This is a genomic window from Streptomyces sp. NPDC101165 (genome assembly GCF_044768135.1).
Taxonomy (GTDB): domain Bacteria; phylum Actinomycetota; class Actinomycetes; order Streptomycetales; family Streptomycetaceae; genus Streptomyces.
In genome coordinates, this window is the sequence record NZ_JBIWPG010000008.1 from 311224 (window position 1) to 334904 (window position 23681).

The window sequence follows — 23681 nt, forward strand, 5'->3', positions numbered from 1 at the left end:
CTGGTGGCCCCGAAGGGGCACCAGGGCAGGGGCGCGGGGCTGTGCGGATGTGCGGCTCCGCCGCGTGGGCGCGACCAGCCCCCACCGGCCTGCACTCTTCTGTACTACCGGAGGTGATCTAACGGCCGACCCGGCGGAGCGCATACGCTTCCGGGGCAGGAGTTGGATCAAAGGGAGGCCCACATGACGGCATGGACGTGGCGGTTCGAGAAGGCCGACGGGACGGAGGTCCAGCCCACGGTGCAGCCGGAGGAGTTCACCACGCAGGGGGACGCCGAGTCCTGGATCGGCGAGCACTGGAAGGCGCTGAAGGAAGGCGGCGCGGACCAGGTGCGGCTGTTCGAGGAGACCACCGAGATCTACGGCCCGATGAGCCTGCACGCCGACGCGTCGTAACCCGATCGGGGGGTGAGGAGGGGGCGCCCTCGCGAGCGGCCACCCTCCTCACACCTCGCCCAGCGTCACCTCCACCGTCTTCTCGGCGCCGTCACGCTGGTAGGTCACCGTCGTCCTCTGCCCCGGCCGCAGAGCCGCCAGTGCCTCGGACAGCTCCGTGGTGGTGGTGACCGGGGCGTCGCCCAGCTTGGTGATCACATCGCCGGGCCGCAGCCCCGCCCGGTCGGCCGCGCCGCCGCTCCTGACGGCGGCCACCGCGGCCCCGGCCGGCTGGTAGCTGTCGTCCAGGACCGTCCGCGCGGAGATGCCGAGCGCGGCCCGCCCCGAGTCGACGACCTTGCCGCTCCTGATGATCTGGTCGGCGACCGTCCGCACCATCGACGCCGGGATGGCGAACCCGATGCCGGGCGCCGCGCCGCCACCGAGGTTCGGGTCGGTGGCGGCCAGCGTCGGGATGCCGATGATCTGCCCGTCGAGGTTGACCAGGGCGCCCCCGCTGTTGCCGGGGTTGATGTCGGCCGACGTCTGCACCATGTTCGCGATGGTCGCGCCCGTACCCCCGCCCGTACTGCCCTCGCTGACGGTCCGTCCGGTCGCCGAGACGATGCCCTGGGTCACGCTGGACGACAGTCCGAGCGGCGAGCCCATGGCCAGCACGATGTGACCGACCTGCACCTTGTCGGAGTTCCCGAACGCCGCCGCCCTCAGCCCGGCCGGCATCTTGTCGAGCTTGATCACCGCGAGGTCCTGGTCCGGGTAGGAGTACACCAGGCTCGCGGTGAGCGGCTCCCTGCTGTTGGCCGTGGTCACCTTGAAGGTCTTCTCGGTGCCGACCACGTGCGCGTTGGTGACGATGTGCCCCTGGTCGTCGTACACCACCCCGGAGCCCAGGTCCTGGCTCGCCTGGATCTGCACGACCGACGGCAGCACCTGCTTGATGACCTTCAGGTACTGGTTCTGCAGGTCGTTCACGGACATGGGCAGGGACGCCGGGGCGGTCGTGCCGTCCTGCTTCGCCGACGAGTCCGGGGTCGTACAGCCGGCGGCCACGAGTGCGGCCGCGACGAGCAGGGGGACGACGGTGCCCCTCCGCAGGGCACGGGTACGGGAAGCGTCCATGCCCCGAGTGTCCCGTCGGGGTGAATGTCCCAGCTTGCCGTGTACGTCCGAACGGACTCAGTCCGTACTCCGCGCAGCCCGACTCAGCCCCGTACCCCGCACAGATGCAGCAGCGCCGCGACCCCCCGGTACGGATCCGTCCGCCCGGCCCGCTCCTCGGCGGCCAGCAGCGTCTCCAGGTCGTCCGGGATCCGCGCGTCGTCCGCCGCCGTGTCGGTGAAGACCCGTACGCCGTACCAGGCGTGCAGCGGGGCGCCGATGCCGGCGAGCGTCGCGGTGAGCGCCGAGAGGCGGTCCGCCCGCACCTCGAGGCCGAGGCGGTTGCGGTAGGTGGTGGTGTCGAAGGCGGCCAGCGCGCCGGCCCAGTCCCCGGACAGACCCGGCCGCACGGCGAGCGCGTCGCCGTTGCGCACCAGCAGGGACAGCAGTCCGCCCGGCGCGAGCATCCGGGCCAGACCCGCCACCAGCGGGTCGGGCTCCTCGACGTACATCAGGACCCCGTGGCACAGCACCACGTCGAAGCTGCCGGGCAGGAAGTGCACGCCGGTGTCCCGACCGTCCCCCTGCACCAGCCGGACCCGCTCGCGGATGCCGTCCGGCTCACCGGCGAGCGCCTCGCGCGCGGCCGCGATCATCGTCGCGTCCTGCTCGACACCGGTCACCTGGTGGCCGAGCCGGGCCAGTCGCAGCGCCTGCGTGCCCTGGCCCATTCCCACGTCGAGCACCCGCAGCCGCTGCCCGACCGGGAACCGCCCGGCTATCTGCTCGTCGAGCTGCCGGGCCACCAGCTCCTGTCGTACGACATCACGCAGCCCGCCCAGCCTGTTCAGCCAGGCGTCTGCCGCGCCCCCGGTGAAAGCCTCTGCGCTCAGGGCCGCTCTCCGCGCTTGACCTGCGGCTTCGGCAGCCGGAGCCGGCGCATCTGGAGGGAGCGCATCAGGGCGTAGGCGACGGCGCCCCGGCGGTTCTGGTCGGGGAAGCGCTCGGCCAGCCGCGTCTTCAGCCGGAAGCCGCTGACGGCCGCGTCGAGCACGATCAGCACGATCACGATCAGCCACAGCAGCAGCGCGATGTTCTGGATCGCCGGCACCCGCACCACGCTGAGCACCAGGATGACCACGGCCAGCGGCAGGAAGAACTCCGCCACGTTGAACCGCGAGTCGACCCAGTCGCGCGCGAACCTGCGCACCGGGCCCTTGTCCCGGGCGGGCAGATAACGCTCGTCGCCGCCGGCCAGCGCCTGGCGCTGCCGCTCGAGCGCCTGCCGGCGCTCGTCGCGCTGACGCTTGGAGGCGTCCTTGCGCGTCATCGGCGTACTGGCGACGCTGCGGCGCTGGGACTGGGCCTCACTGCGCTTGGGCGTGGGCCTGCCCTTCGGGGCCTGCGGGTCACGGGGCTGCTTGGAGTCGGTCACCTGCGCCTTGTCGGCGAGGGCCTTCTCTTCCTTGGCACGGCTACGGAACACAAAACCCAAGGGTACGGGCTCCCCGGGCATGGACCCCAGCCCACCGGGGAACGATCCGGCAACACCGGGCGTCTGTAGGGGGACAGAGGGGACGTTGCAGACGCTTCATCCGGCCGTCACCGAAGGGTCCAGAGGAGCCCACCCGGAGGTCCACCTACTCCTCACGCCGGAGCGGTACCGTCCGCAGTCGTTCTTGGGGATGAGCGCATCACTCCCCGAACAGTGCGGTAATGGAGTCAGGGCCCGTACTGTGGGTTCTGTCGCAGGATCTGTGAGCTGGAGTCCGTCAGAAGGGGGCGCGCGAAGCCCATGAGCGGTGTCATGAAGCGTATGGGGATGATCTTCCGCGCGAAGGCGAACAAGGCCCTTGACCGGGCCGAGGACCCGCGCGAGACCCTCGATTACTCGTATCAGAAGCAGCTGGAGCTGCTGCAGAAGGTGCGCCGCGGTGTAGCCGACGTGGCGACCTCCCGCAAGCGCCTGGAACTCCAGCTCAACCAGTTGCAGCAGCAGTCCTCCAAGCTGGAGGACCAGGGCCGCAAGGCGCTCGCGCTCGGCCGTGAGGACCTGGCCCGGGAGGCGCTGTCCCGCCGCGCCGCCCTCCAGCAGCAGGTCACGGACCTCGAGACGCAGCACGCGACCCTCCAGGGCGAGGAGGAGAAGCTCACCCTGGCGGCCCAGCGCCTGCAGGCCAAGGTGGACGCCTTCCGCACGAAGAAGGAGACCATCAAGGCCACCTACACCGCCGCCCAGGCACAGACCCGCATCGGCGAGGCCTTCACCGGCATCTCCGAGGAGATGGGCGACGTCGGCCTGGCCATCCAGCGCGCCGAGGACAAGACCGCCCAGCTCCAGGCCCGGGCCGGCGCCATCGACGAGCTGCTCGCCTCCGGCGCCCTGGACGACCCCACCGGCATGGCCAAGGACGACCTCCAGGCCGAGCTGGACCGGATCTCCGGTGGTACGGATGTAGAGCTGGAACTGCAGCGCATGAAGGCGGAGCTGGCCGGAGGCTCGCCGCAGCAGGCGATCGAGGGCGGCACCGGCCAGGGGCAGTCCCAGCAGCAGCCGCAGGACACCCCGCGCTTCGACAAGCAGTAGTCGGGCGCCGGGACCCCGAGCCGAGGAGGCCGACGTGATCGTACGGATCATGGGGGAGGGCCAGGTGAAGCTGGACGACGTCCACTTCACCGAGCTGAACAAGCTGGACGACGACCTGCTGGCCGAGATGGAGAGCGGCGACGACGCGGGCTTCCGCCGCACGCTCACCGCTCTCCTCGACGCCGTCCGCCGGCTCGGCACCCCGCTGCCGGACGATTCCCTGGAACCCTCGGAGCTGATCCTTCCGTCCTCGGACTCGACGCTCGCGGAGGTCCGGGAGCTGCTGAGCGACGACGGACTGATCCCGGGCTGAGCCCGGCCCGGGCCGGCTCAGGGTGAACCAGGTGGTGCGGGACCTCTGCCACTCCGGGTGGCTGAGGTCCTTCGCCTGGATGGCGTCGCCGTAGAGGTCGGCGGCGCCGTCGTCGGTGATCAGCTGCACCCGGGCGCCGGCGGCGTCCAGGTCGGGCACGGACACGACGGACTCCCAGGCCCCGGCGTCCGAGGTCGGCAGGTCCAGCACCTTCACCGGCTGCTGTCGCGCGAACAGCGCTCGACAGCTGACGGCGGGTGAGCTGCGCCTCGCTCTGTTCCGACGCCCCGCCCGGCCCCGTACGCTCACCGGGTGAGCACTCTCGAACGCGCCCGGTGCAGCCTGAAGGCGCACCCCCTCGCCCTGGACGGGGCGATCGCGGCGGGCGTGCTGATGTGCATGGTCGCCGGCTCCTTCGTGGACCCCCGCGGGGAGAACGCCGTCACCTGGGGCGTGCGCAGCCCGGACCCGCTCAGCCTGCTCCTGATGACCCTCAGCGCCGCCGCGCTCGTCTTCCGCCGCCGCGCGCCCAAGACGGTCCTCGCCGTCACCGGCACCTTCTCCCTGATCGAGTGCGTCACCGGCGACCCGCGCGCACCGGTCGCCATGTCCGCCGTGGTCGCCCTCTACACCGTCGCCTCGACCACCGACCGCACCACCACCTGGCGCGTCGGCCTGCTCACCATGACCGTCCTGACCGCCGCCGCCATGCTCGGCGGCCCGCTGCCCTGGTACGCGCAGGAGAACCTGGGCGTGCTCGCCTGGACCGGCATCGGCGCCACCGCCGGGGACGCGGTGCGCAGCCGCCGCGCGGTCGTCCAGGCCATGCGGGAGCGCGCCGAGCGGGCCGAGCGCACCCGCGAGGAGGAGGCCCGCCGCCGGGTCGCCGAGGAGCGGCTGCGCATCGCCCGCGATCTGCACGACGTCGTCGCCCACCACATCGCGCTGGTCAACGTGCAGGCCGGAGTCGCCGCCCACGTCATGGACAGACGGCCCGACCAGGCCAAGGAGGCCCTCGCCCACGTCCGCGAGGCCAGCCGCTCCGCGCTGGGCGAACTGCGCGCCACCGTCGGCCTGCTCCGCCAGTCCGGCGACCCCGAGGCGCCCACCGAGCCCGCACCCGGCCTCAGCCGTCTGGAGGACCTCGCCGGCACCTTCCGCAGCGCCGGACTCCCCGTCGAGGTGGCCCGCACCGACCACGGCACCGAGCTCCCGGCCGCCGTCGACCTGGCCGCCTACCGGATCGTCCAGGAGGCCCTGACCAACGTGCAGAAGCACGCGGGCACCGACGCCAGGGCCGAGGTCAGCGTCGTACGCGTCGGGCCCAACATCGAGGTCACCGTCCTGGACGACGGCTCGGGCGCGACCGCCGAACCCGGGGCCGGCGGCGGGCACGGTCTGCTCGGCATGGGCGAGCGGGTCACCGCCCTGCGCGGCACCCTCACCACCGGACCCCGCTACGGCGGCGGTTTCCGCGTCCATGCGATCCTGCCGGTCAAGACCCGTACGACGGCACCGGGAGGGCCCGCATGACGATCCGTGTCCTGCTCGCCGACGACCAGGCACTGCTGCGCAGCGCGTTCCGGGTGCTGGTCGACTCCGAGCCCGACATGGAGGTCGTCGGGGAGGCCGCCGACGGCGCCGAGGCGGTCCGGCTGGCCAAGGAGCACGGCGCCGACGTCGTCCTCATGGACATCCGGATGCCCGGCACCGACGGCCTCGCCGCCACCCGCATGATCAGCGCCGACCCGTCCCTCACCCACGTCCGCGTGGTCATCCTGACCACCTTCGAGGTCGACGACTACGTGGTGCAGTCCCTGCGTGCCGGGGCCTCCGGCTTCCTCGGCAAGGGCAGCGAGCCCGAGGAGCTGCTGAACGCCATCCGGGTCGCCGCGGGCGGCGAGGCGCTGCTGTCCCCGGCCGCCACCAAGGGCCTGATCGCCCGCTTCCTCGCCCAGGGCGACGGCGACGAGGGCCGCGACCCCGCCCGCTCGGAGCGCCTCGACGCGCTCACCGGCCGGGAGCGGGAGGTGCTCGTCCAGGTCGCAGGCGGCCACTCCAACGACGAGATCGCCGAACGCCTCGAAGTGAGCCCGCTGACGGTGAAGACGCACGTCAACCGGGCCATGGCCAAGCTGGGCGCCCGGGACAGGGCCCAGCTCGTCGTCATCGCGTACGAGTCGGGACTGGTACGTCCGAGGATGGACTGATCTCCACCCGCGCGTACTGCGCGCGGAGTAGGCACCGGATAAGGAACGGGACCTGGGGCCTACGGATTCGCCCTCGGGCATGGCTCAGGGTGTTGGGGTGGGCGCTCACATGTACGCCCCGCAGCAGCTTCTGCCGCTCACAGAAGAGAGACCCTGACCCATGTCCTGGCTGTCGAGATTCAGCCTCGCGCAACGGGCCCTGATCGGCCTGATGTCGCTCATCGCGCTCGTCTTCGGGCTGATCGCGATACCCCAGATCAAGCAGCAACTGCTGCCCACCATCGAACTTCCCATGGTGTCGGTCATCGCGCCGTACCAGGGCGCCGCACCGGACGTCGTCGAGAAGCAGGTCGTCGAGCCCATCGAGGACAACCTCCAGGGCGTCGACGGCATCACCGGTGTCACCTCCACCGCCAGCGAGGGCAACGCCGTGATCATGGCGTCCTTCGACTACGGCAACGACACCAAGCGGCTCGTCTCCGACGTCCAGCAGGCCGTCAACCGGGCCCGCGCCCAGCTGCCGGACGACGTCGACCCGCAGGTCGTCGCCGGCTCCACGGACGACATGCCGACCGTGGTGCTCGCCGTCACCTCCGGCAAGGACCAGCAGGCCCTCGCCGACCAGCTCGACAAGACGGTCGTACCGGCCCTGAAGGACATCGACGGCGTTGGCCGCGTCCAGGTCACCGGCGTCCGTGACCTCCAGGTCGCCGTCACCCCGAACGAGGCCGAGCTGGCGCGGGCGGGCCTCACCTCCGCCGCGCTCGGCCAGGCCCTGCAGGCGGGCGGCGCGACCGTCCCGGCCGGCTCCTTCGACGAGAACGGCGCCAACCGCACCGTCCAGGTCGGCGGCGGCTTCACCTCGCTGCAGCAGATCAAGGACCTGATGGTCACCGGCGAGGGCGTCCGGAAGCCCGTGCGCCTCGGTGCCGTGGCCACCGTGCAGCAGCAGCCGGCCCCGGCCGACTCCCTCACCCGCACCGACGGCCGGCCCAGCCTCGCCGTCAACGTGACCATGGACCACGACGGCAGCGCGGTCTCCATCTCGAACGCGGTCGAGGACAAGCTGCCCGACCTGCGCAAGGATCTCGGTTCCGGCGCCAAGCTCACCGTCGTCAGCGACCAGGGCCCGGCCGTGTCCAAGTCCATCAAGGGCCTGACCACGGAGGGCGCGCTCGGCCTGCTCTTCGCGGTCCTGGTCATCCTGGTCTTCCTGGCGTCGATCCGCTCCACGCTGGTCACGGCGGTGTCCATCCCGCTGTCGGTCGTCCTCGCCCTGATCGTGCTGTGGACCCGCGACCTGTCGCTCAACATGCTCACCCTGGGCGCGCTGACCATCGCCATCGGCCGGGTCGTCGACGACTCGATCGTGGTTCTGGAGAACATCAAGCGGCATCTCGGCTACGGCGAGGAGCGCAAGGAAGCGATCCTGGGCGCGGTGCGCGAGGTGGCCGGCGCGGTCACCTCCTCCACCCTCACCACGGTCGCCGTCTTCCTGCCGATCGGCCTGGTCGGTGGCATGGTGGGCGCCCTGTTCGGCTCGTTCAGCATCACGGTGACGGCGGCCCTGCTGGCCTCCCTCCTCGTCTCGCTGACGGTCGTACCCGTCCTGTCGTACTGGTTCCTGCGCGCCCCCAAGGGCACCCCCGACGACGCCGAGGAGGCCCGCCGCCGGGCCGAGGAGAAGGAGGCGAAGAGCCGCCTCCAGCGCCTCTACGTCCCCGTCCTGCGCTTCGCCACCCGCCGCCGCCTCACCAGCGTGCTGATCGCGGTGGTCGTCCTGGTCCTCACGTTCGGCATGTCCGGACTGCTGAAGACCAACTTCTTCGACCAGGGCGACCAGGAAGTCCTCACCGTCAAGCAGGAGCTGAAGCCCGGCACCGGCCTCGCGGCCACGGACGCGCAGGCCAGGAAGGTCGAGAAGGTGCTCGCCTCCACCGACGGCGTCAAGGACTACCAGGTCACCGTCGGTTCCTCCGGCTTCATGGCGGCCTTCGGCGGCGGCACCGACACCAACCAGGCGTCGTACCAGGTCATGCTGAAGGACTCGGCGTCCTACGGCGACGTGCAGAAGCGCATCGAGGACGGGCTGAAGAAGCTCGACGGCGTCGGCACGACCACCGTGTCCGCCGGTGACGGCTTCGGCAACCAGGACCTCAAGGTCGTCGTGAAGGCGTCCGACGCGCAGGCGCTCAGCGAGGCCTCCGACCGGGTGCGCTCCACCGTGGCCGGCCTCGACCACGTCACCGACGTCGCCAGCGACCTCTCCCAGAGCGTGCCGAGGATCTCGGTCAAGGCCAACTCCAAGGCGGCCGCGGCCGGGTTCGACGACCAGAAGCTGGGCGCCGCGGTCGCGCAGGCCGTGCGCGGTACGACGGCGGCGAAGGCGATCCTCGACGACACCGAGCGCGACGTCGTCGTGAAGTCGGCCAAGCCCGCCACCACCCTGGCCCAGCTGAAGGCGCTGCGCCTCGGCCCGGTGAAGCTCGGTGACATCGCCACGGTCAAGCTGGTCGACGGGCCCGTGTCCATGACCCGTATCGACGGCCGGCGTGCCGCCACCATCACGGCCCGGCCGACCGGGGACAACACGGGCGCGGTCAGCACCCAGCTCCAGTCGAGGATCAAGGCCCTGAAGCTCCCGGCGGGCGCCAAGGCGGAGATCGGTGGTGTGTCCTCCGACCAGGACGACGCGTTCAAGAACCTGGGCCTGGCCATGCTGGCAGCCATCGCGATCGTCTTCATGCTGCTGGTGGCGACGTTCCGCTCGCTGGTGCAGCCGCTGATCCTGCTGGTCTCGATCCCGTTCGCGGCGACGGGCGCCATCGGCCTCCTCGTGGCCACCGGCACCCCGATGGGCGTTCCGGCGATGATCGGCATGCTGATGCTGATCGGCATCGTGGTGACCAACGCGATCGTGCTGATCGACCTGATCAACCAGTACCGCAGCCAGGGCCACGGCGTCGTCGAGGCCGTCATCGAGGGCGGCCGGCACCGGCTCCGCCCGATCCTCATGACGGCTCTGGCGACGATCTTCGCCCTGCTCCCGATGGCTCTGGGAGTCACCGGCGAGGGCGGCTTCATCGCCCAGCCACTGGCGGTGGTCGTGATCGGCGGCCTGATCTCGTCCACGCTGCTCACCCTGCTCCTCGTCCCGACGCTCTACGCGATGCTGGAGCTCCGCAAGGAGCGCCGCGCGAAGAAGCGGGCGGCGAAGCGGGCGAAGAAGTCCGGCCTGCCTGCCGCCAGGACGGACGCCGATACCGAGTCCGGCGAACCGCACCCCGCGCAGGTCTGACAGCCACACGCACGAGAAGGGGCGCCCCGCGAGCCGGGGGCGCCCCTTTCGCGTTGCCGGGTGACCGATCGCCTCAGCTGCCGGAGCCGTCGGGGGACCTGGCCGCCACGGGCAGTGCGCCGGCGCAGGTGGCGCGGCCGAACCTGCCCGAGGCGGTGGCGCTCTGGACGTACCGGCCGCGCACGGCCAGGGTGCAGCGGGCCTGCCCACCCTTCTCGCCCAGGACGATGCTGATGACGGGGTCCTGGCCGAGGGGCACGTCGACGGTCGCGCGCCAGGGGAGTCGCGCCGCATCGACCGTGACGGCCTGCCCGGTCTCGCTGCGGGCCTGGTAGGTGATGTCGGCCGTGCCCTTGCCGGCCACCTCGTACGTCACGGCGGCGCTCGCAACGTGGGGCTTCTCCGGCTTGTCCTCGGTGTCGAGCACGCCGTACAGCACGAGCCCGCCGCAGGCCGCCAGCACGGCGCCGGCGATGAGCAGACCGGAACGGTCGGGACGGCGAGCGGCGGTCGGCTCGCCGTCCTCCGCGTTCTCGTCTCCTTCGGCTTCGGAATTCGCCGTCGGCTTCAGGTTTTCGACACCCACAGAAAAAGTCACCTCGAATACCGGACGGCTCGGCTCGGGGTGGCCTGAATCCGAGCTCAGGGTTATGACGGAGCTCTTATACCCGATCTCGGCATCCGCTGGCCACAGTGTGGAAGTTTCGGACTTTTCGCGACCCGTCCGACGGCAATGTCCAGATATGCGGCTGCACTTGACTTTGCGTCTGTGATTTATGTAGAACCGCCGCGCCGTCCCGTGCGCTCTTCTATCGCTGCAGGTGGAGGAGGCTTGGCGGCATTCTGAGATCGCGATGCTTTAGGAAAGGCAAGGCGTGAGACCCAGATTGGGCCGTTGGGCGGCATGCCTGGTGGTGGCAGCGGTGACGAGCACCGCATTGCCCCAGTCAGCGTATGCGGCGCCCATATCCGGCGACGGAAACGACAAGGGAATTGTCGATACCGTCAAAAGCTGGATTTCCGACGAAGACGGGAAATCTGACAAGCCGCCGTCCCACGACGAACTGGACGTGGCCGACCGGCAGAAGCTGCCGAAGGGCAGGAACGCGCCGAGGGCGAAGCGGGTCAAGGAGCTGAAGACCCGGCGCACCTCGACGGCGCGGTTCTGGCAGATGTCCGACGGACGGGTGCAGGCGGAGCTGTCGGCGGTGCCGACCTCGTACCGCTCGGGTTCCGGGAGGAAGGCGAGCTGGAAGCCGATCGACACCGCTGTCCACGCGACGGACGCGAAGGGTTTCGACTTCGCCAACACGGCCAACGAGGGCCGCAGTTGGTTCGGTTCGGACGCGGACCATCTGGTGCGCTTCCGGTCGCCGGACGGCCGTTCGGTCACGCTGGGCCTGGACGGCGCGGACGGCGCGCTGAAGCCGGTGGCCAGGGGCTCGAAGGTCACGTACAAGGACGCCGTGCACGGCGCGGATCTGGAGTACGGCGTCGGTCCCGGCCGGGTGAAGGAGAACATCACCCTGGCCGACCGCCCCGCCGGTCCGGTGAAGTTCACGTTCACGCTGGACACCGACGGGCTGGTCCCGCGGGCTCGCAAGGACGGCTCGATCGCGTTGTACGGCGCACTGCCGAACACCCCGGCGATGGTCATCCCGGCGCCGTTCATGTCGGACGCGAAGAAGGCGGACAGGTCCGTCTTCGGCAAGACCTACAGTACGAGGGTCACGCAGAAGCTGACCCGGGACGGCAGGTCCTGGAAGCTGACCGTGGTCCCGGATGCGAAGTGGCTGGCGTCGAAGGACCGTCAGTACCCAGTGGTGATCGACCCGACGATCACGATCGCGCCGTCGCCGTCGGACTCGCAGGACACGATGGTCCTGTCGGATCAGCCGACGACGAATTTCAACACGTCCTGGAAGCTGTCGGTGGGCCGCACGGCTTCGGGCACGGCGCGCTCCCTGGTCAAGTTCCCGCTGAGCGAGATCCCCTCGGGCACGAAGATCGACTCGGCGCGTCTGGAGATGTACTTCGACAACGCGCACGACGGCGGCGGCACGAAGGTGCCGGTCGAGGTGCACCGGGCCACGGGCACCTGGGACGAGGCGTCGGCGAACTGGAACAACACCAGTTCCTATGTCGGTGAGCTGTCCGGCACCAGCTACACGGTGGACGACGGTGATCCGGGCACCACGGCGGCCACGGGCTCCTGGCCCACGTCCGGGTCGACGCTGACGCAGTACGCGATCGGCAGCGACTACCGGTACAACAAGGACACGGTGGCCGGGGACGCCTACACCTGGCAGCCGGACATCAAGGACGCGGGCACGTACCAGGTCGACGTGCACTACGTCGCGGCCGCCGACCGGGCCACCAATGCCCCGTACACGGTGACGTCCAAGGGTGGCACCACCAACACCTACACGGTGAACCAGCAGTCCGGCACGAACGGTGTCTGGGCCCCGCTGGCGAGCGGCGCGCAGATCGACTTCGCGGCGGGTACGGCGGGCAAGGTCGTGCTGGGTGACGGCCCGGCCTCGGCGACCACGTCCGTGATCGCGGACGCGGCCCGCTTCACCAATCCGGCGATGATCAACAAGGACATCGGCGAGTACAGCCAGTGGCACAAGTTCCCGGTGACCGACACGGTCCAGCAGTGGCTGGACGGCTCCTCGGTCAACAACGGGTTCGTGCTGAAGGCCGCCGACGAGTCCACGGCCGGTCCGATCGGCGGTCCGCGCTACGAGGCGGGCGACGGTGACTACGGCGGCGAGACGTCCACGATCCCGCGGCTGACGGTGACCTACGACAAGGTCGGCACCACCCTCAACTCGCCGACGGTCGTCCACTCCACCGGCCCCGAGCTGTCCTGGAAGGCGTACTCGAACACCACCGGCGACCCGAACCTGGACATCGCCGAGTACCAGCTGCACCGCTCCACGCAGCAGGCGTTCACCCCGTCCGCGGCCACGCTCGTCGCCCCGATCGACAAGTCGGCCACCGCGTACACGGACACCACCGCGACGCCGACGCCGGACTCCTCCTCGGTGGAGATCGGTAGGTCGTACTACTACCAGCTCGCGGTGAAGACGACGGGCGGCCAGCTCCTCGGCTCACCGACCCGCATCGTCGGCGTCCCCAAGGCGGGCCGCACCATGCGGCTGCTCCAGGGCACGGCGGGCGGTGTCACGGACACCACCCTGTCGTCCGCGACGCCGACCACCAACCTGGACACCATCGGCCGGGACGGTGTGGGCCAGAAGTGGCTGAGCGTGGGCAACAACGACCCCACCTACGGCAAGACGCGCGCCGCGCTGAGGTTCGACACCAGTGCGATCCCCACCACCGCCACGGTGCTGGAGTCCCGAATGTTCCTGTGGGGCGCGGAGACCACGACCGGCAGCAACGGTGCGATCTACGAGCTCCACGGTCTGAACAAGGACTTCACCGAGACGCAGGCCACCTGGAACAACGCGAACTCCACCACGGCGTGGACGACGGCGGGCGGCGACTACTCCGGAACGGTGTCGGACACGGTCGGCACGGTCTCGGACGTCGGCCGTCACTGGTGGGACGCGACCTCCCTCACCCAGGGCTGGACCCGCACCCCCTCCTCCAACCACGGCGCCCTGATCAAGGTCAAGGACGAGACCACCACCGGCCCGCAGGAACGCACCGTGTTCCTGGCCTCGGAGGCCGCCGACCCGCAGATCGGCCCGCTGCTGCGCGTCATCTACGTCGACTCCACCACGGACGACACGTACTACGCGCCGCAGACCCCGGCCCGCATGACCCCCAACTCCACCTACACGGTGGACTTCACGGTCACCAACACCACGTCGAGCGCGTGGGCGAGCGGTGAGCGGGTCCTGTCGTACACCTGGCAGCTCCCCGACGGCACGGACGCGACGACGGGCGGCAACCAGCTGTCCACGGCGATCCCGCCGCTGTCCCCGGGACAGTCGACGACGATCCAGGCGCAGGTCAAGACGCCGATCAACTCGGACTCCGGCAACAAGAGCACGTTCTATGCGCTGGGCTGGGACGTCAAGAAGGTCTCCGACGGCACGTGGCTGTCCGCGGGCACGGGCGGTATCCCGTCGCTGAAGCAGAACGTGGCGGTCGAGGACCCGACGTCGAACACGCTGGGGCTGGAGAAGTTCTACTCCTACACGGGCAAGAACACGGGCGTCGGCTCGACGGTCATGAGCAACCTGGCCTCGGGCAACAGCGTGTGGTCGTACGACGCGCTCTCGAACCCTGGCCGGGGAGTGGCCACGTTCGCACGGTTCGCGTACAACTCGCTGGACACGAGTGACACGGTCTCGGGTCCGGGCTGGTCGGCGCAGCTGGCCGGACCGGTCCGGCTGGGCGCGGCGCTGGACTTCCACCCCAACGCCAACCCGACGGAGATCCGCCTGCCGGACGGTGACGGCACCACGCACGTCTTCACCAAGCAGGCCGACGGCACGTGGAAGGCCCCCGCGGGCGTCCACTACCGCATCACGGCCAAGGCGGGCCTGGACTGCACCCCGGACAAGGACCCGGTGCCGGACGCCTGGACGCTGCTGCGTCCCGACGGCACACGGTTCTACTTCGGCTGCGACGGCTATCTGACGTCGATCGTCGACAAGAACGGCAACACGCAGTCGTACACGTACGAAGAACGCAAGTCGCACAACAAGCCGACCAAGTTCCTCGCGTACATCACGGACCCCGCGGGCCGTCAGTCGCTGACCCTCGACTACTACAAGAAGGGCGACGCGACCTACAGCTACATCGACGGCACGGGTGCCAAGGTCACCGGCACCAGCCTGACCGACCCGGACATCTACGACCACGTGAAGTCGATCACCGACGTCTCGGGTCGCAAGATCTCCTTCTTCTACACGGTCGAGGGTCTGCTGGGTCAGTTCACCGACGGTGACGGCTCGTCCCAGCCGAAGGTCTTCAAGTTCACCTACGACGCCGTCCAGGGCAACAAGAACGTCAAGCTGGTCAAGGCCACCGACCCGCGCGGTCACGGCACGCAGTTGGCGTACTACGCTCCGCAGACCGGTGACGACCCGAAGTACCACTGGTGGACGAAGACGATCACGGACCGTCTCGGCAACGACACCGGCTTCGCATACGCGGCGGACACGGCGAACACCAAGTTCACCGACACCACGGTCACCGACGCCGAGTCGCACGCCACGAAGTACGTCACGGACGACTTCGGCCGTGGTGTCCAGACGACCAACGCCAAGTCCCAGAACACGAAGATGGGCTGGGACGCGGACAACAACGTCACGTACCTGGAGGAGGACAACGGCGCCAAGACCGCGTACTGCTACGACCAGAAGACGGGCTACCCGCTCTGGCAGCGCGACGCGGAGAACAACAAGTCGGGCGTACCGCCGTCCTCGGACTGCGCCCCGGGCACCTACCCGGCCAACGCGTCCGCATACGAGTACCAGACGCGCGCCGACGGCTACTCGTCGGACCTGTTCCGCAAGACCTCTCCGGAGGGCCGCGCCTGGCAGTTCGGGTACGACTCGTTCGGCAACCTGAAGACGGTCACGGACCCGAAGGGCGTCGCGACGGCTACGGCGGGTGACTACACCACGTCGTACGACTACGACTCCTACGGTGAGCTGACCAAGGCGACGGACGCCAACGGCAACCCGACCACGTACAGCGGCTTCGGGGCCACCGGTTACCCGACGACGATCACCGACGCGCTGGCCAACTCGACGACGTTCGAGTACGACGCGCGAGGACAGGTCACCAAGGTCACCGACGCCAACCTCAAGGCGACCACGCAGACGTACGACACGTTCGGGCGTCCGCTGGTCAACACGGCGCCGAAGGACCAGAACGCGGGTGTCCTGATCACCACCCCCGCGCCGGTGTACGACGAGAACGACAACGTCACCACGTCGACGGCGCCCAACGGCGCGGTCTCCACGGCGGTGTACGACAACGCGGACCAGGTGACCTCGGCCACCGCGCCCAAGGACACCTCCACGTCGGACGAGCGGACGTCGACCTACACGTACGACAAGGCCGGCCACCTCAGGACGACGACGGAGCCCAAGGGCACGCTGACGACGTCGGACACCACCGACTACGTCACCACCGACAACTACAACGAGATCTACCAGCAGACGTCCGTGGTGAACGCGGCGGGCGACAAGGTCAGTTACGAGTACGACAACGTCGGAAACGTCGTCACGGTCGTCGACCCGAAGAAGAACGCGACGGCGGACACCACCGACTACACCAGCAAGACGGCCTATGACCTGGACCACCGGGTCACGCAGGTCACCGACGCGGCCGGCAAGACGTCCAAGCGGTCCTACGACAAGGACTCGCTGGTCGTCTCCACGACGGACGCGGAGAACAACACCACGCTCATCACCTACGACGAGCGCGGCAAGCAGACCGAGGTCAAGGTCCCGCACGAGGGCACCACGACCCGGTCGACGAAGTACGAGTACGACCAGGTCGGCAACGCCACCAAGGTGATCAGCCCGCGTGCCGTGGAGGCGGGTACGACCACCGCGTTCACCGCCCGTACCGAGTACGACGCGCTGAACCGTCCGGTCAAGCAGTACCAGCCCTACGACCCGGCGGACAGCCGCTACAACAACTCCAACGTCTACACGGAGACCGCCTACGACAAGGTGGGCCGGGTGGCGAAGACCTCGCTGCCGCCGTCGGACGGTGAGACGGTCCGCAACGACACCACCTACGGCTACTTCGACAACGGCTGGGCGAAGTCGTCCACGGACCCGTGGGACATCGCCACCGCCTACGACTACAACGACCTGGGCCAGCAGACGGCCCGGACGCTGACCTCGGCGGGCGGTTCCTCCAACCGCACGATGACGTGGTCGTACTACCCGGACGGCAAGCTGAGGTCGAAGTCCGACGACGGCGTCCCGGTCGGCAAGTCCGTCGTCCTCGTCGACAACTCCGACACGCAGAACACGTCGTACACCGGCACCTGGACGAAGGGGGACATCGCCGGACAGCAGGGCTACGACCACCGCACGCACGCGGCGGGCACCGGCACCGACGCCTTCACGTGGACGCTCAACGTTCCCAAGGACGGCACGTACACCGCGTACGTGAAGTACCCGCAGGTGACGGGCGCCGCGACGACGGCCAAGTACACGCTGACACACGGCACGACGACCGAGCCGTCGGTGACGAAGGACCAGAACGCCAACACCGGCACCTGGGTGAGCCTGGGAACCTACTCGCTCAAGCAGAGCGAGGACGCCAAGCTGAAGCTGGACCAGAACAGCGGCGGTGTCGCGGTCGCGGACGCGGTCAAACTGGTCCGCGACAACTCCGCGGACACGGACAACGAGAAGAAGACCTTCTCGTACACCTACGACGCGAACGCCAACCTCACCAAGATCGACGACACGTCGTCGAGCGCGGCGATCGACGGGTACACGATCATCTACACGGGCCTCGACCAGGTCCAGAAGGTGACCGAGTCGCTGTCCGGCACGGAGAAGAAGTCAACGTCGTACACGTACGACGCGGACGGCCAGCCGGACACGATCACCCACCCCGACCAGTTCTCCAAGTACACGTACGACCTGCGTGAGCTGGTGAAGACGGTCTCGGTCGGCAAGAGCGCGACCGACGCCTCGCCCAGGGTCACGTCGTACACCTACACCGACCGAGGCCAGCGGCTCCAGGAGACCAAGGCCAACGGCAACACGGTCGACTCCACGTACTACCTGGACGGGCCCGTCAAGTCGACGGCGGAGAAGAAGCCGAACGGCACGCTCGTCGACTCGCACACCTACGCCTACGACGCCAACGGGAACAAGTCGCAGGACGTCGCGAAGAAGATGAACGCCGACAACCACTCGGCGTACCTGTCCTCGACGACGGACTACACCTATGACCCGGCCGACCGGCTGAAGCAGGCGGTGAAGACCGGCAACGGCGCGACGACGGAGACGTACGTCCACGACGACAACGCCAACGTCATCAGCCAGACGGTCGACAACGTCCCGACCAGCTACGACTACGACCGCAACCGGCTGCTGAGCGCCACCACCAGTGGCGTGCCGGCGAACTACACCTACGACCCGTTCGGCCGCCAGGAGTCGGTGTCCGCCCAGGGCAAGGTCATCGAGCGGAGCGTGTACGACGGCTTCGACCGCGTCGTTCAGTCCCAGAAGGCGGACGACACGGGCGCGCTGAAGACGACCGCGTACACCTTCGACCCGCTGGACCGCACCGCGTCGAAGACCGCGGACGGCAAGACGACCGACTACGAGTACCTGGGCCTCTCCTCCGAGGTCCTGGACGAGAAGGTCGCCGGCACGCTGACCAAGTCGTACCAGTACAGCCCCTGGGGCGAACGCCTGTCGCAGGTCAAGCACAACAGCGACGGCACGACGGAGGACGGCTACTACGGCTACAACAGCCACACCGACGTCGAAACCCTCACGGACGACAACGGCGACACCAAGGCCACGTACGGCTACACGGCCTACGGCAAGGACGACAAGTCCGAGTTCACCGGCATCGACAAGCCGGACCCGGCGGACCCGACGAAGGACGCGTACAACGCGTACCGATTCAACGCCAAGCGGTGGGACGCCCAGTCCGGCACGTACGACATGGGCTTCCGCGACTACAACCCGGGCCTGAACCGCTTCACCACGCGGGACATGTACAACGGGGCGCTCGCGGACATGGGCCTCGGGGTCGACCCGTACACCGGTAACCGGTACGCGTTCGGCGGTGGCAATCCCACGAGCTTCATCGAGCTCGACGGCCACACCAGCTGCGACGTCACGGGTATCTGCGGTGGCGTCTACCGCGAAACCCCGATGATCAAGCACGAGGAACAGGAGGGAATCAACCTCTCGATCCAGTCGAAAGCCCCCGTCTATCTGTCGGACAAGGGGCAGAAGGCGTGGAACGACGCGCTCGACGAGGTGCGGTCGCACAGCAGCTTCTTCGCGAACGGCGCGGAAACGCCCGAGGGGCTGGCCGCGATGAGCGAGCTGTTCTGGGGCACGTACTGCGGAAAGGTGAAGAAGAGCGAGTGCCCCGCGGCGCGGATGGACGCGACGTCGCTGCAGGACTTCGGCCTCCGCCAAGTCGACACCGGACTGGGCGATCGCCTCGAACCCATGGCCGCCGCGAGCTCGGTCGCCGGTATGACGTCCGCCCAGGCGATGAAGAAGCTCATGGACCCCGAGCACCTTCGCGGTCAGAGCGAGGAGTACATCCTTGAGCTGTCGGAAAAGGCGGGAATGTCCACCGCGCCGATGAAGCCCACTTCCGCGACAGGCGGACGTGGCACGCGGATATTCAAGCCCGGCGATTCGAACGTGATGCTCTTCATGGAAGCAGGCGATCCGGAGACCACCAGCGCGGACAAGGTCCACGAGGGGCCGTACGTCAAGTACCAGATCTCGGGTGCAGGAAAGGATGGAGCCTTCCGAGTGCCGATTGCGGGGAACCCGAATCCCGAACTCGGCGGGGAAGTCCCCACCATGTCCCGGAGGCGCATCATGCAGTTCCTCTTCGGGATGGAGGAGTAAGAGAAATAGAATAAGGCTGTAAAGCCCACAGTTAGCCGGTCGGTCAGGTCTTCGGATGCTGCCCGACCGGCTACACTGCTGCCATGCCTGATTTCTCTTCCTTTTCCTCGGATCAGTTTGCGGATGCACTTCGCCGTGGCACCGACGGACTCTGGTCCCTTGATGCGGCCGTCTGGCTCCTGGAGCGTCATGGGTCCTGGCTCGGCAGCCCTGAACTGCGGAATCTTACGCAGGGGGGTGTCGATGAGAATGATGAAGTATGGGCGGGATTCGATGTGCGCCGGATAAAAGAGGCGATCGATTCCGGGGAACTCGGGGAGTGGCGTGAGGATCTCGCGATCCTTTTGGTGGCCATGAGTCTTTACGGGGATTTCCCGATTGCTCTCCGGTACACCTGTGAAAATCTCTCCAAGGAGAACCTCGCGCTGATCGGCGAAGCTCTGTTCAAGGCCTGCGGTTACGAGGTCGCGCTCGCCGTCGCAGAGGGCCGCGACGGTCAGTGAGCCAATGCCACCACCCTGCCGGTTCGCGAACCGGCAGGGTGGTGGGGCGGCCTACGGCGGGTCCTACGGAAGGGCCAGCATCCGCTCCAGCGCCAACTTGGCGAACGCCTCCGTCTCCTGGTCGACCTCGATGCGGTTGACCAGGTTGCCCTCGGCCAGCGACTCCAGGGCCCAGACCAGGTGGGGCAGGTCGATGCGGTTCATGGTCGAGCAGAAGCAGACCGTCTTGTCGAGGAAGACGATCTCCTTGCCCTCGGGAGCGAAACGGTTCGCCAGGCGGCGGACCAGGTTCAGCTCGGTGCCGATGGCCCACTTGGAGCCGGCGGGAGCGGCCTCCAGGGCCTTGATGATGTACTCCGTCGAGCCGACGTAGTCCGCCGCGGCCACGACCTCGTGCTTGCACTCGGGGTGGACCAGGACGTTCACGCCCGGGATGCGCTCGCGCACGTCGTTCACCGAGTCCAGGCTGAAGCGGCCGTGGACCGAGCAGTGACCACGCCACAGGATCATCTTCGCGGCCCGCAGCTCGTCGGCCGTCAGGCCGCCGTTCGGCTTGTGCGGGTTGTAGACCACGCAGTCGTCCAGGGACATGCCCATGTCCCGCACCGCGGTGTTGCGGCCCAGGTGCTGGTCGGGCAGGAAGAGGACCTTCTCACCCTGCTCGAAGGCCCAGTCCAGGGCGCGCTTGGCGTTCGACGAGGTGCAGATGGTGCCGCCGTGCTTGCCGGTGAACGCCTTGATGTCGGCCGAGGAGTTCATGTACGAGACCGGCACGACCTGCTCGGCGACGCCCGCCTCGGTCAGCACGTCCCAGCACTCGGCGACCTGCTCGGCCGTGGCCATGTCGGCCATCGAGCAGCCGGCGGCCAGGTCCGGCAGGACGACCTTCTGGGCGTCGGACGTCAGGATGTCCGCCGACTCGGCCATGAAGTGCACACCGCAGAAGACGATGTACTCGGCCTCCGGGCGCGCGGCCGCGTCCCGGGCCAGCTTGAAGGAGTCGCCCGTGACATCGGCGAACTGGATGACCTCGTCGCGCTGGTAGTGGTGGCCGAGCACGAAGACCTTGGCGCCGAGCTTCTCCTTGGCCGCGCGGGCGCGCTCGACCAGGTCGGGGTCGGACGGCGAGGGCAGGTCGCCGGGACACTCGACGCCCCGCTCGCTCTTCGGGTCGGCCTCCCGGCCGAGAAGCAGGAGGGCGAGCGGGGACGGCTGTACGTCGAGCTCCGGGGTCTGGGCGGTGGTCACGTCACGCACCCTTTCTACTTTTCGTCTAACTGACGCTATCTATCATAACTGGTTCACGTCACTTTGACGACGGCCATAGCGTCGATGTGACGTGAATCCCGCCCGGGTCCCTCAGGTCCCTCTTCGGGCTGCTGTCCGCCGTCTTGGGCATGTGCGAGCATGAGGGCGGAAGGAAAAACGCGACCACGCGAACGCCCGGCCCGGAATGAATCCGCGGAAACGCCGGTTGCACTGGTCGGCAAGCAGTCTCCGTACAACCCGGGAGAGATGTAGATGTCCGTATCGGACGAGACCACCACCGTCACCGACGGCATCGTTCTGACCGACGCCGCAGCGTCCAAGGTCAAGGCCCTGCTCGACCAGGAAGGCCGTGACGACCTCGCCCTGCGCGTCGCCGTCCAGCCCGGCGGCTGCTCCGGCCTGCGCTACCAGCTCTTCTTCGACGAGCGCTCGCTCGACGGCGACGTGGAGAAGGACTTCGACGGGGTCAAGGTCGTCACCGACCGCATGAGCGCTCCCTACCTGGGCGGCGCCACCATCGACTTCGTGGACACGATCGAGAAGCAGGGCTTCACGATCGACAACCCGAACGCGACGGGCTCCTGCGCCTGCGGCGACTCCTTCAGCTGAGCCGGTTACAGCCTGACGGCTGAGCCGGTCAGAGCCTGACGACGAAGGCGGTGACCCCCTCCGAGGGGGCCACCGCCTTCGTGTGTCCAGGGGACGCTAGCGGGCCTGGGGCCGCAGCACGCCGGCCTTCGCCTTCGGGATCTGCGCCCCGTCCGGGCCGACCACCTTCCGGCCGTCCAGCGGCGCGTCCAGCCGTACGGTCTTCACGTACAGCCTGGCCATGGCGACGCAGACCTTGTCCGGCCAGACCTTCTCGGTCACCGTCACCGTCACCCGGTCCGCGCTCTCCTTCGCCGACGCCTTGTAGTCGGCGCAGACCCCGCCCGAGAAGCTCACGTTCAGCTCGCGGCCGTCGGCGGTGTAGCCGGAGACCTTCACGTCATGAGTCTTCGGCGCCGAGGACGGCGAGGACGGCTCGGGGGACGGGGCCGAGTCCGCCGGCGAGGTCAGGTACTTCGGGTCCAGCGCCGGATACGTCACCGTGAAGGCGCCCCGCGCCGCCGTACCCCGGACCTCGAACAGCCAGGACGGCACCAGCGTCTGCCGCCCGGCGACCGAGTGCGCGGCCAGCCCGAACACCGCCCTCTCCACGGTGACCGTGGACGCTCGGGGCGCCGTCCTGGACGTGCCGCACGGCTGCTCCAGGCGGTTCTTCAGCGGGACGGGGCTCGCGCAGCCGCCGATGCCCATCCGGTGCCCGTGCTTCTGCCCGGAGTTCATCAGCGCGAGCGTCTTCTCCGCGCCGAGCACGGGGTACGTGTCCCCCTTGGCCGGCGCCACCAGCAGCCCGTGGCCGCCGACGACGTCCCCCTGCTTGTCGACGGTCAGGCCGGTCGTCCAGCCGTACGTGGGCAGCCCGCCCACCACCGGATCGGCGTTGACCACCCGCTGGGCGCCCATGATCTGGCTCGCGTCGACCTTCGCGTCGTCCTGGCCCAGCGCCTTCAGCACCGGCGCCGCCGCCTTCTCGGCGACCGCCACGCTCACCGGCTCGCCCGCCGGAGCGCCCGGGTCCTGCGCGCAGACGGTGACCTTCTTGCAGTTGTCCGTGCCGGGCGCGTACCGGCTGAAGGTCCAGCTGCCCGGGGCGTCCTTGGTCACCTGGAGCGTCGGCCCGGAGCCGTCCTTGCCGCCGACCCGCCAGCTCGGCCCCTCGGCCACCGGCGTGCCGTCGATCCCGAGGGCCTCGGCCAGCCGGGCCACGTCGTCCTTGCCGACCTCGCCCTTCGGCGCGTACACCGGCGCCGAGCCGGGACCGTCGGCCAGCTTCCCCGCGGCCACGTACGTCGCCCCGTAAGGATCCGGCTCACCAGGCGCGATGTCACCCGTACCACCCTGCGCCCAGCCGTCCAGGACGAGGGGCGGGGGAGTGCCGCCACCGCCGGACCCGCCGGCGCCCGCACGGCCGTCCGAACCATGGTTCGCGGAGAGGAGCGCGCCCCCGCCCCCGACCAGCAGGACGGCCGCCGCGACCGAGACGATCACCATGGGGGAGCGCCGCCGCCCGGACCGCTCACCCGCGTCGGCATCACCGATCTCACGGACCGCGCCGACCTCGCCGACCTCGTCGGGCGGGGTTCCGGCGCCCTCGCCGCTCCCTGAGACCTTGGAGACGCCAGAAGACTCGGAGACGCCAGAAGACTCGGAGACGCCAGAAGACTCGGAGGCGTCGGAAGACTCAGGGGTGTCCGAGGCCCCGGGCTCCTCGGCGCTCTCGGCGTTCTCGGTCGCGTCGGAGACCGCGGAGACCTCGGGCTCCTCGGAATTCTCAGGTCGCTCGGTGTTCACCGCATCGCTCCTCGCTGGATCCTGTCCCACGCCCCCGG

15 protein-coding genes and 1 pseudogene are annotated in these 23681 nt (G+C 69.1%); 9 read left to right on the top strand and 7 right to left on the bottom strand.

Annotation, left to right across the window (positions count from 1 at the left end):
- Positions 1-183 precede the first annotated feature (183 nt).
- Positions 184-396 (top strand): hypothetical protein, encoded by a 213-nt coding sequence (locus ACIRVH_RS19520; RefSeq protein WP_403954684.1) that lies wholly within the window; start codon positions 184-186, stop codon positions 394-396.
- 48 nt (positions 397-444) lie between these two features.
- Here ACIRVH_RS19520 and ACIRVH_RS19525 read toward each other — a convergent pair whose 3' ends face one another.
- The 3 genes from ACIRVH_RS19525 to ACIRVH_RS19535 form a co-directional block, all read right to left on the bottom strand.
- Entirely contained in the window at positions 445-1515 is a 1071-nt protein-coding gene (locus ACIRVH_RS19525) for a S1C family serine protease (protein ID WP_403954686.1), read from the bottom strand.
- 83 nt (positions 1516-1598) lie between these two features.
- Positions 1599-2300 carry a class I SAM-dependent methyltransferase gene (locus tag ACIRVH_RS19530; RefSeq protein WP_403954689.1) on the bottom strand — a complete coding sequence of 234 codons (702 nt, stop codon included), beginning with the start codon at positions 2298-2300 and terminating at the stop codon, positions 1599-1601.
- A gap of 83 nt (positions 2301-2383) precedes the next feature.
- Complete coding sequence (locus ACIRVH_RS19535; protein ID WP_403954691.1) at positions 2384-3010, bottom strand: DUF3043 domain-containing protein; 627 nt, start codon at positions 3008-3010, stop codon at positions 2384-2386.
- A 279-nt stretch (positions 3011-3289) separates the two neighbouring features.
- On the opposite strand from ACIRVH_RS19535, the gene ACIRVH_RS19540 reads away from it, so the two are divergent.
- Both ACIRVH_RS19540 and ACIRVH_RS19545 read left to right on the top strand, forming a co-directional pair.
- Entirely contained in the window at positions 3290-4081 is a 792-nt protein-coding gene (locus ACIRVH_RS19540; RefSeq protein ID WP_386574365.1) for a PspA/IM30 family protein, read from the top strand.
- Between the two features lie 34 nt (positions 4082-4115).
- Positions 4116-4394: a hypothetical protein gene (locus ACIRVH_RS19545; protein ID WP_403954694.1), complete on the top strand. Its 279-nt coding sequence runs from the start codon at positions 4116-4118 to the stop codon at positions 4392-4394.
- Positions 4395-4409: 15 nt separating this feature from the next.
- Here ACIRVH_RS19545 and ACIRVH_RS19550 read toward each other — a convergent pair.
- A pseudogene (locus ACIRVH_RS19550) lies at positions 4410-4616 on the bottom strand (hypothetical protein); the annotation flags it as partial.
- Between the two features lie 90 nt (positions 4617-4706).
- On the opposite strand from ACIRVH_RS19550, the gene ACIRVH_RS19555 reads away from it, so the two are divergent.
- The 3 genes from ACIRVH_RS19555 (at position 4707) to ACIRVH_RS19565 (ending at position 9902) form a co-directional block, all read left to right on the top strand.
- Positions 4707-5927: a sensor histidine kinase gene (locus ACIRVH_RS19555; RefSeq protein ID WP_403954697.1), complete on the top strand. Its 1221-nt coding sequence runs from the start codon at positions 4707-4709 to the stop codon at positions 5925-5927.
- Positions 5924-6604: a response regulator gene (locus ACIRVH_RS19560; protein WP_403954699.1), complete on the top strand. Its 681-nt coding sequence runs from the start codon at positions 5924-5926 to the stop codon at positions 6602-6604. The genes ACIRVH_RS19555 and ACIRVH_RS19560 overlap by 4 nt, the downstream gene beginning before the upstream one ends.
- A 160-nt stretch (positions 6605-6764) precedes the next feature.
- Complete coding sequence (locus ACIRVH_RS19565) at positions 6765-9902, top strand: efflux RND transporter permease subunit (RefSeq protein ID WP_403954702.1); 3138 nt, start codon at positions 6765-6767, stop codon at positions 9900-9902.
- 73 nt (positions 9903-9975) lie between these two features.
- Here the strand turns inward: ACIRVH_RS19565 and ACIRVH_RS19570 are convergent, their stop codons facing one another.
- Positions 9976-10488: a hypothetical protein gene (locus tag ACIRVH_RS19570; protein ID WP_403954705.1), complete on the bottom strand. Its 513-nt coding sequence runs from the start codon at positions 10486-10488 to the stop codon at positions 9976-9978.
- Positions 10489-11779: 1291 nt separating this feature from the next.
- Here ACIRVH_RS19570 and ACIRVH_RS19575 point away from each other — a divergent pair.
- Together ACIRVH_RS19575 and ACIRVH_RS19580 are read left to right on the top strand one after the other, a co-directional pair.
- A complete protein-coding gene (locus ACIRVH_RS19575; RefSeq protein ID WP_403954946.1) occupies positions 11780-19474 on the top strand; it encodes a DNRLRE domain-containing protein in 7695 nt (2564 codons plus the stop codon).
- An 83-nt stretch (positions 19475-19557) separates the two neighbouring features.
- A complete protein-coding gene (locus tag ACIRVH_RS19580) occupies positions 19558-19977 on the top strand; it encodes a hypothetical protein (RefSeq protein WP_403954707.1) in 420 nt (139 codons plus the stop codon).
- A gap of 63 nt (positions 19978-20040) precedes the next feature.
- Here the strand turns inward: ACIRVH_RS19580 and nadA are convergent, their stop codons facing one another.
- Positions 20041-21225 carry a quinolinate synthase NadA gene (nadA, locus tag ACIRVH_RS19585; RefSeq protein ID WP_403954709.1) on the bottom strand — a complete coding sequence of 395 codons (1185 nt, stop codon included), beginning with the start codon at positions 21223-21225 and terminating at the stop codon, positions 20041-20043.
- 273 nt (positions 21226-21498) lie between these two features.
- Here nadA and erpA point away from each other — a divergent pair, with 273 nt between their 5' ends.
- Entirely contained in the window at positions 21499-21855 is a 357-nt protein-coding gene (gene erpA, locus ACIRVH_RS19590) for an iron-sulfur cluster insertion protein ErpA (protein ID WP_073946606.1), read from the top strand.
- A gap of 96 nt (positions 21856-21951) precedes the next feature.
- On the opposite strand, the gene ACIRVH_RS19595 is transcribed toward erpA, so the two are convergent.
- Positions 21952-23643: a hypothetical protein gene (locus tag ACIRVH_RS19595; RefSeq protein WP_403954711.1), complete on the bottom strand. Its 1692-nt coding sequence runs from the start codon at positions 23641-23643 to the stop codon at positions 21952-21954.
- Positions 23644-23681 lie beyond the last annotated feature (38 nt).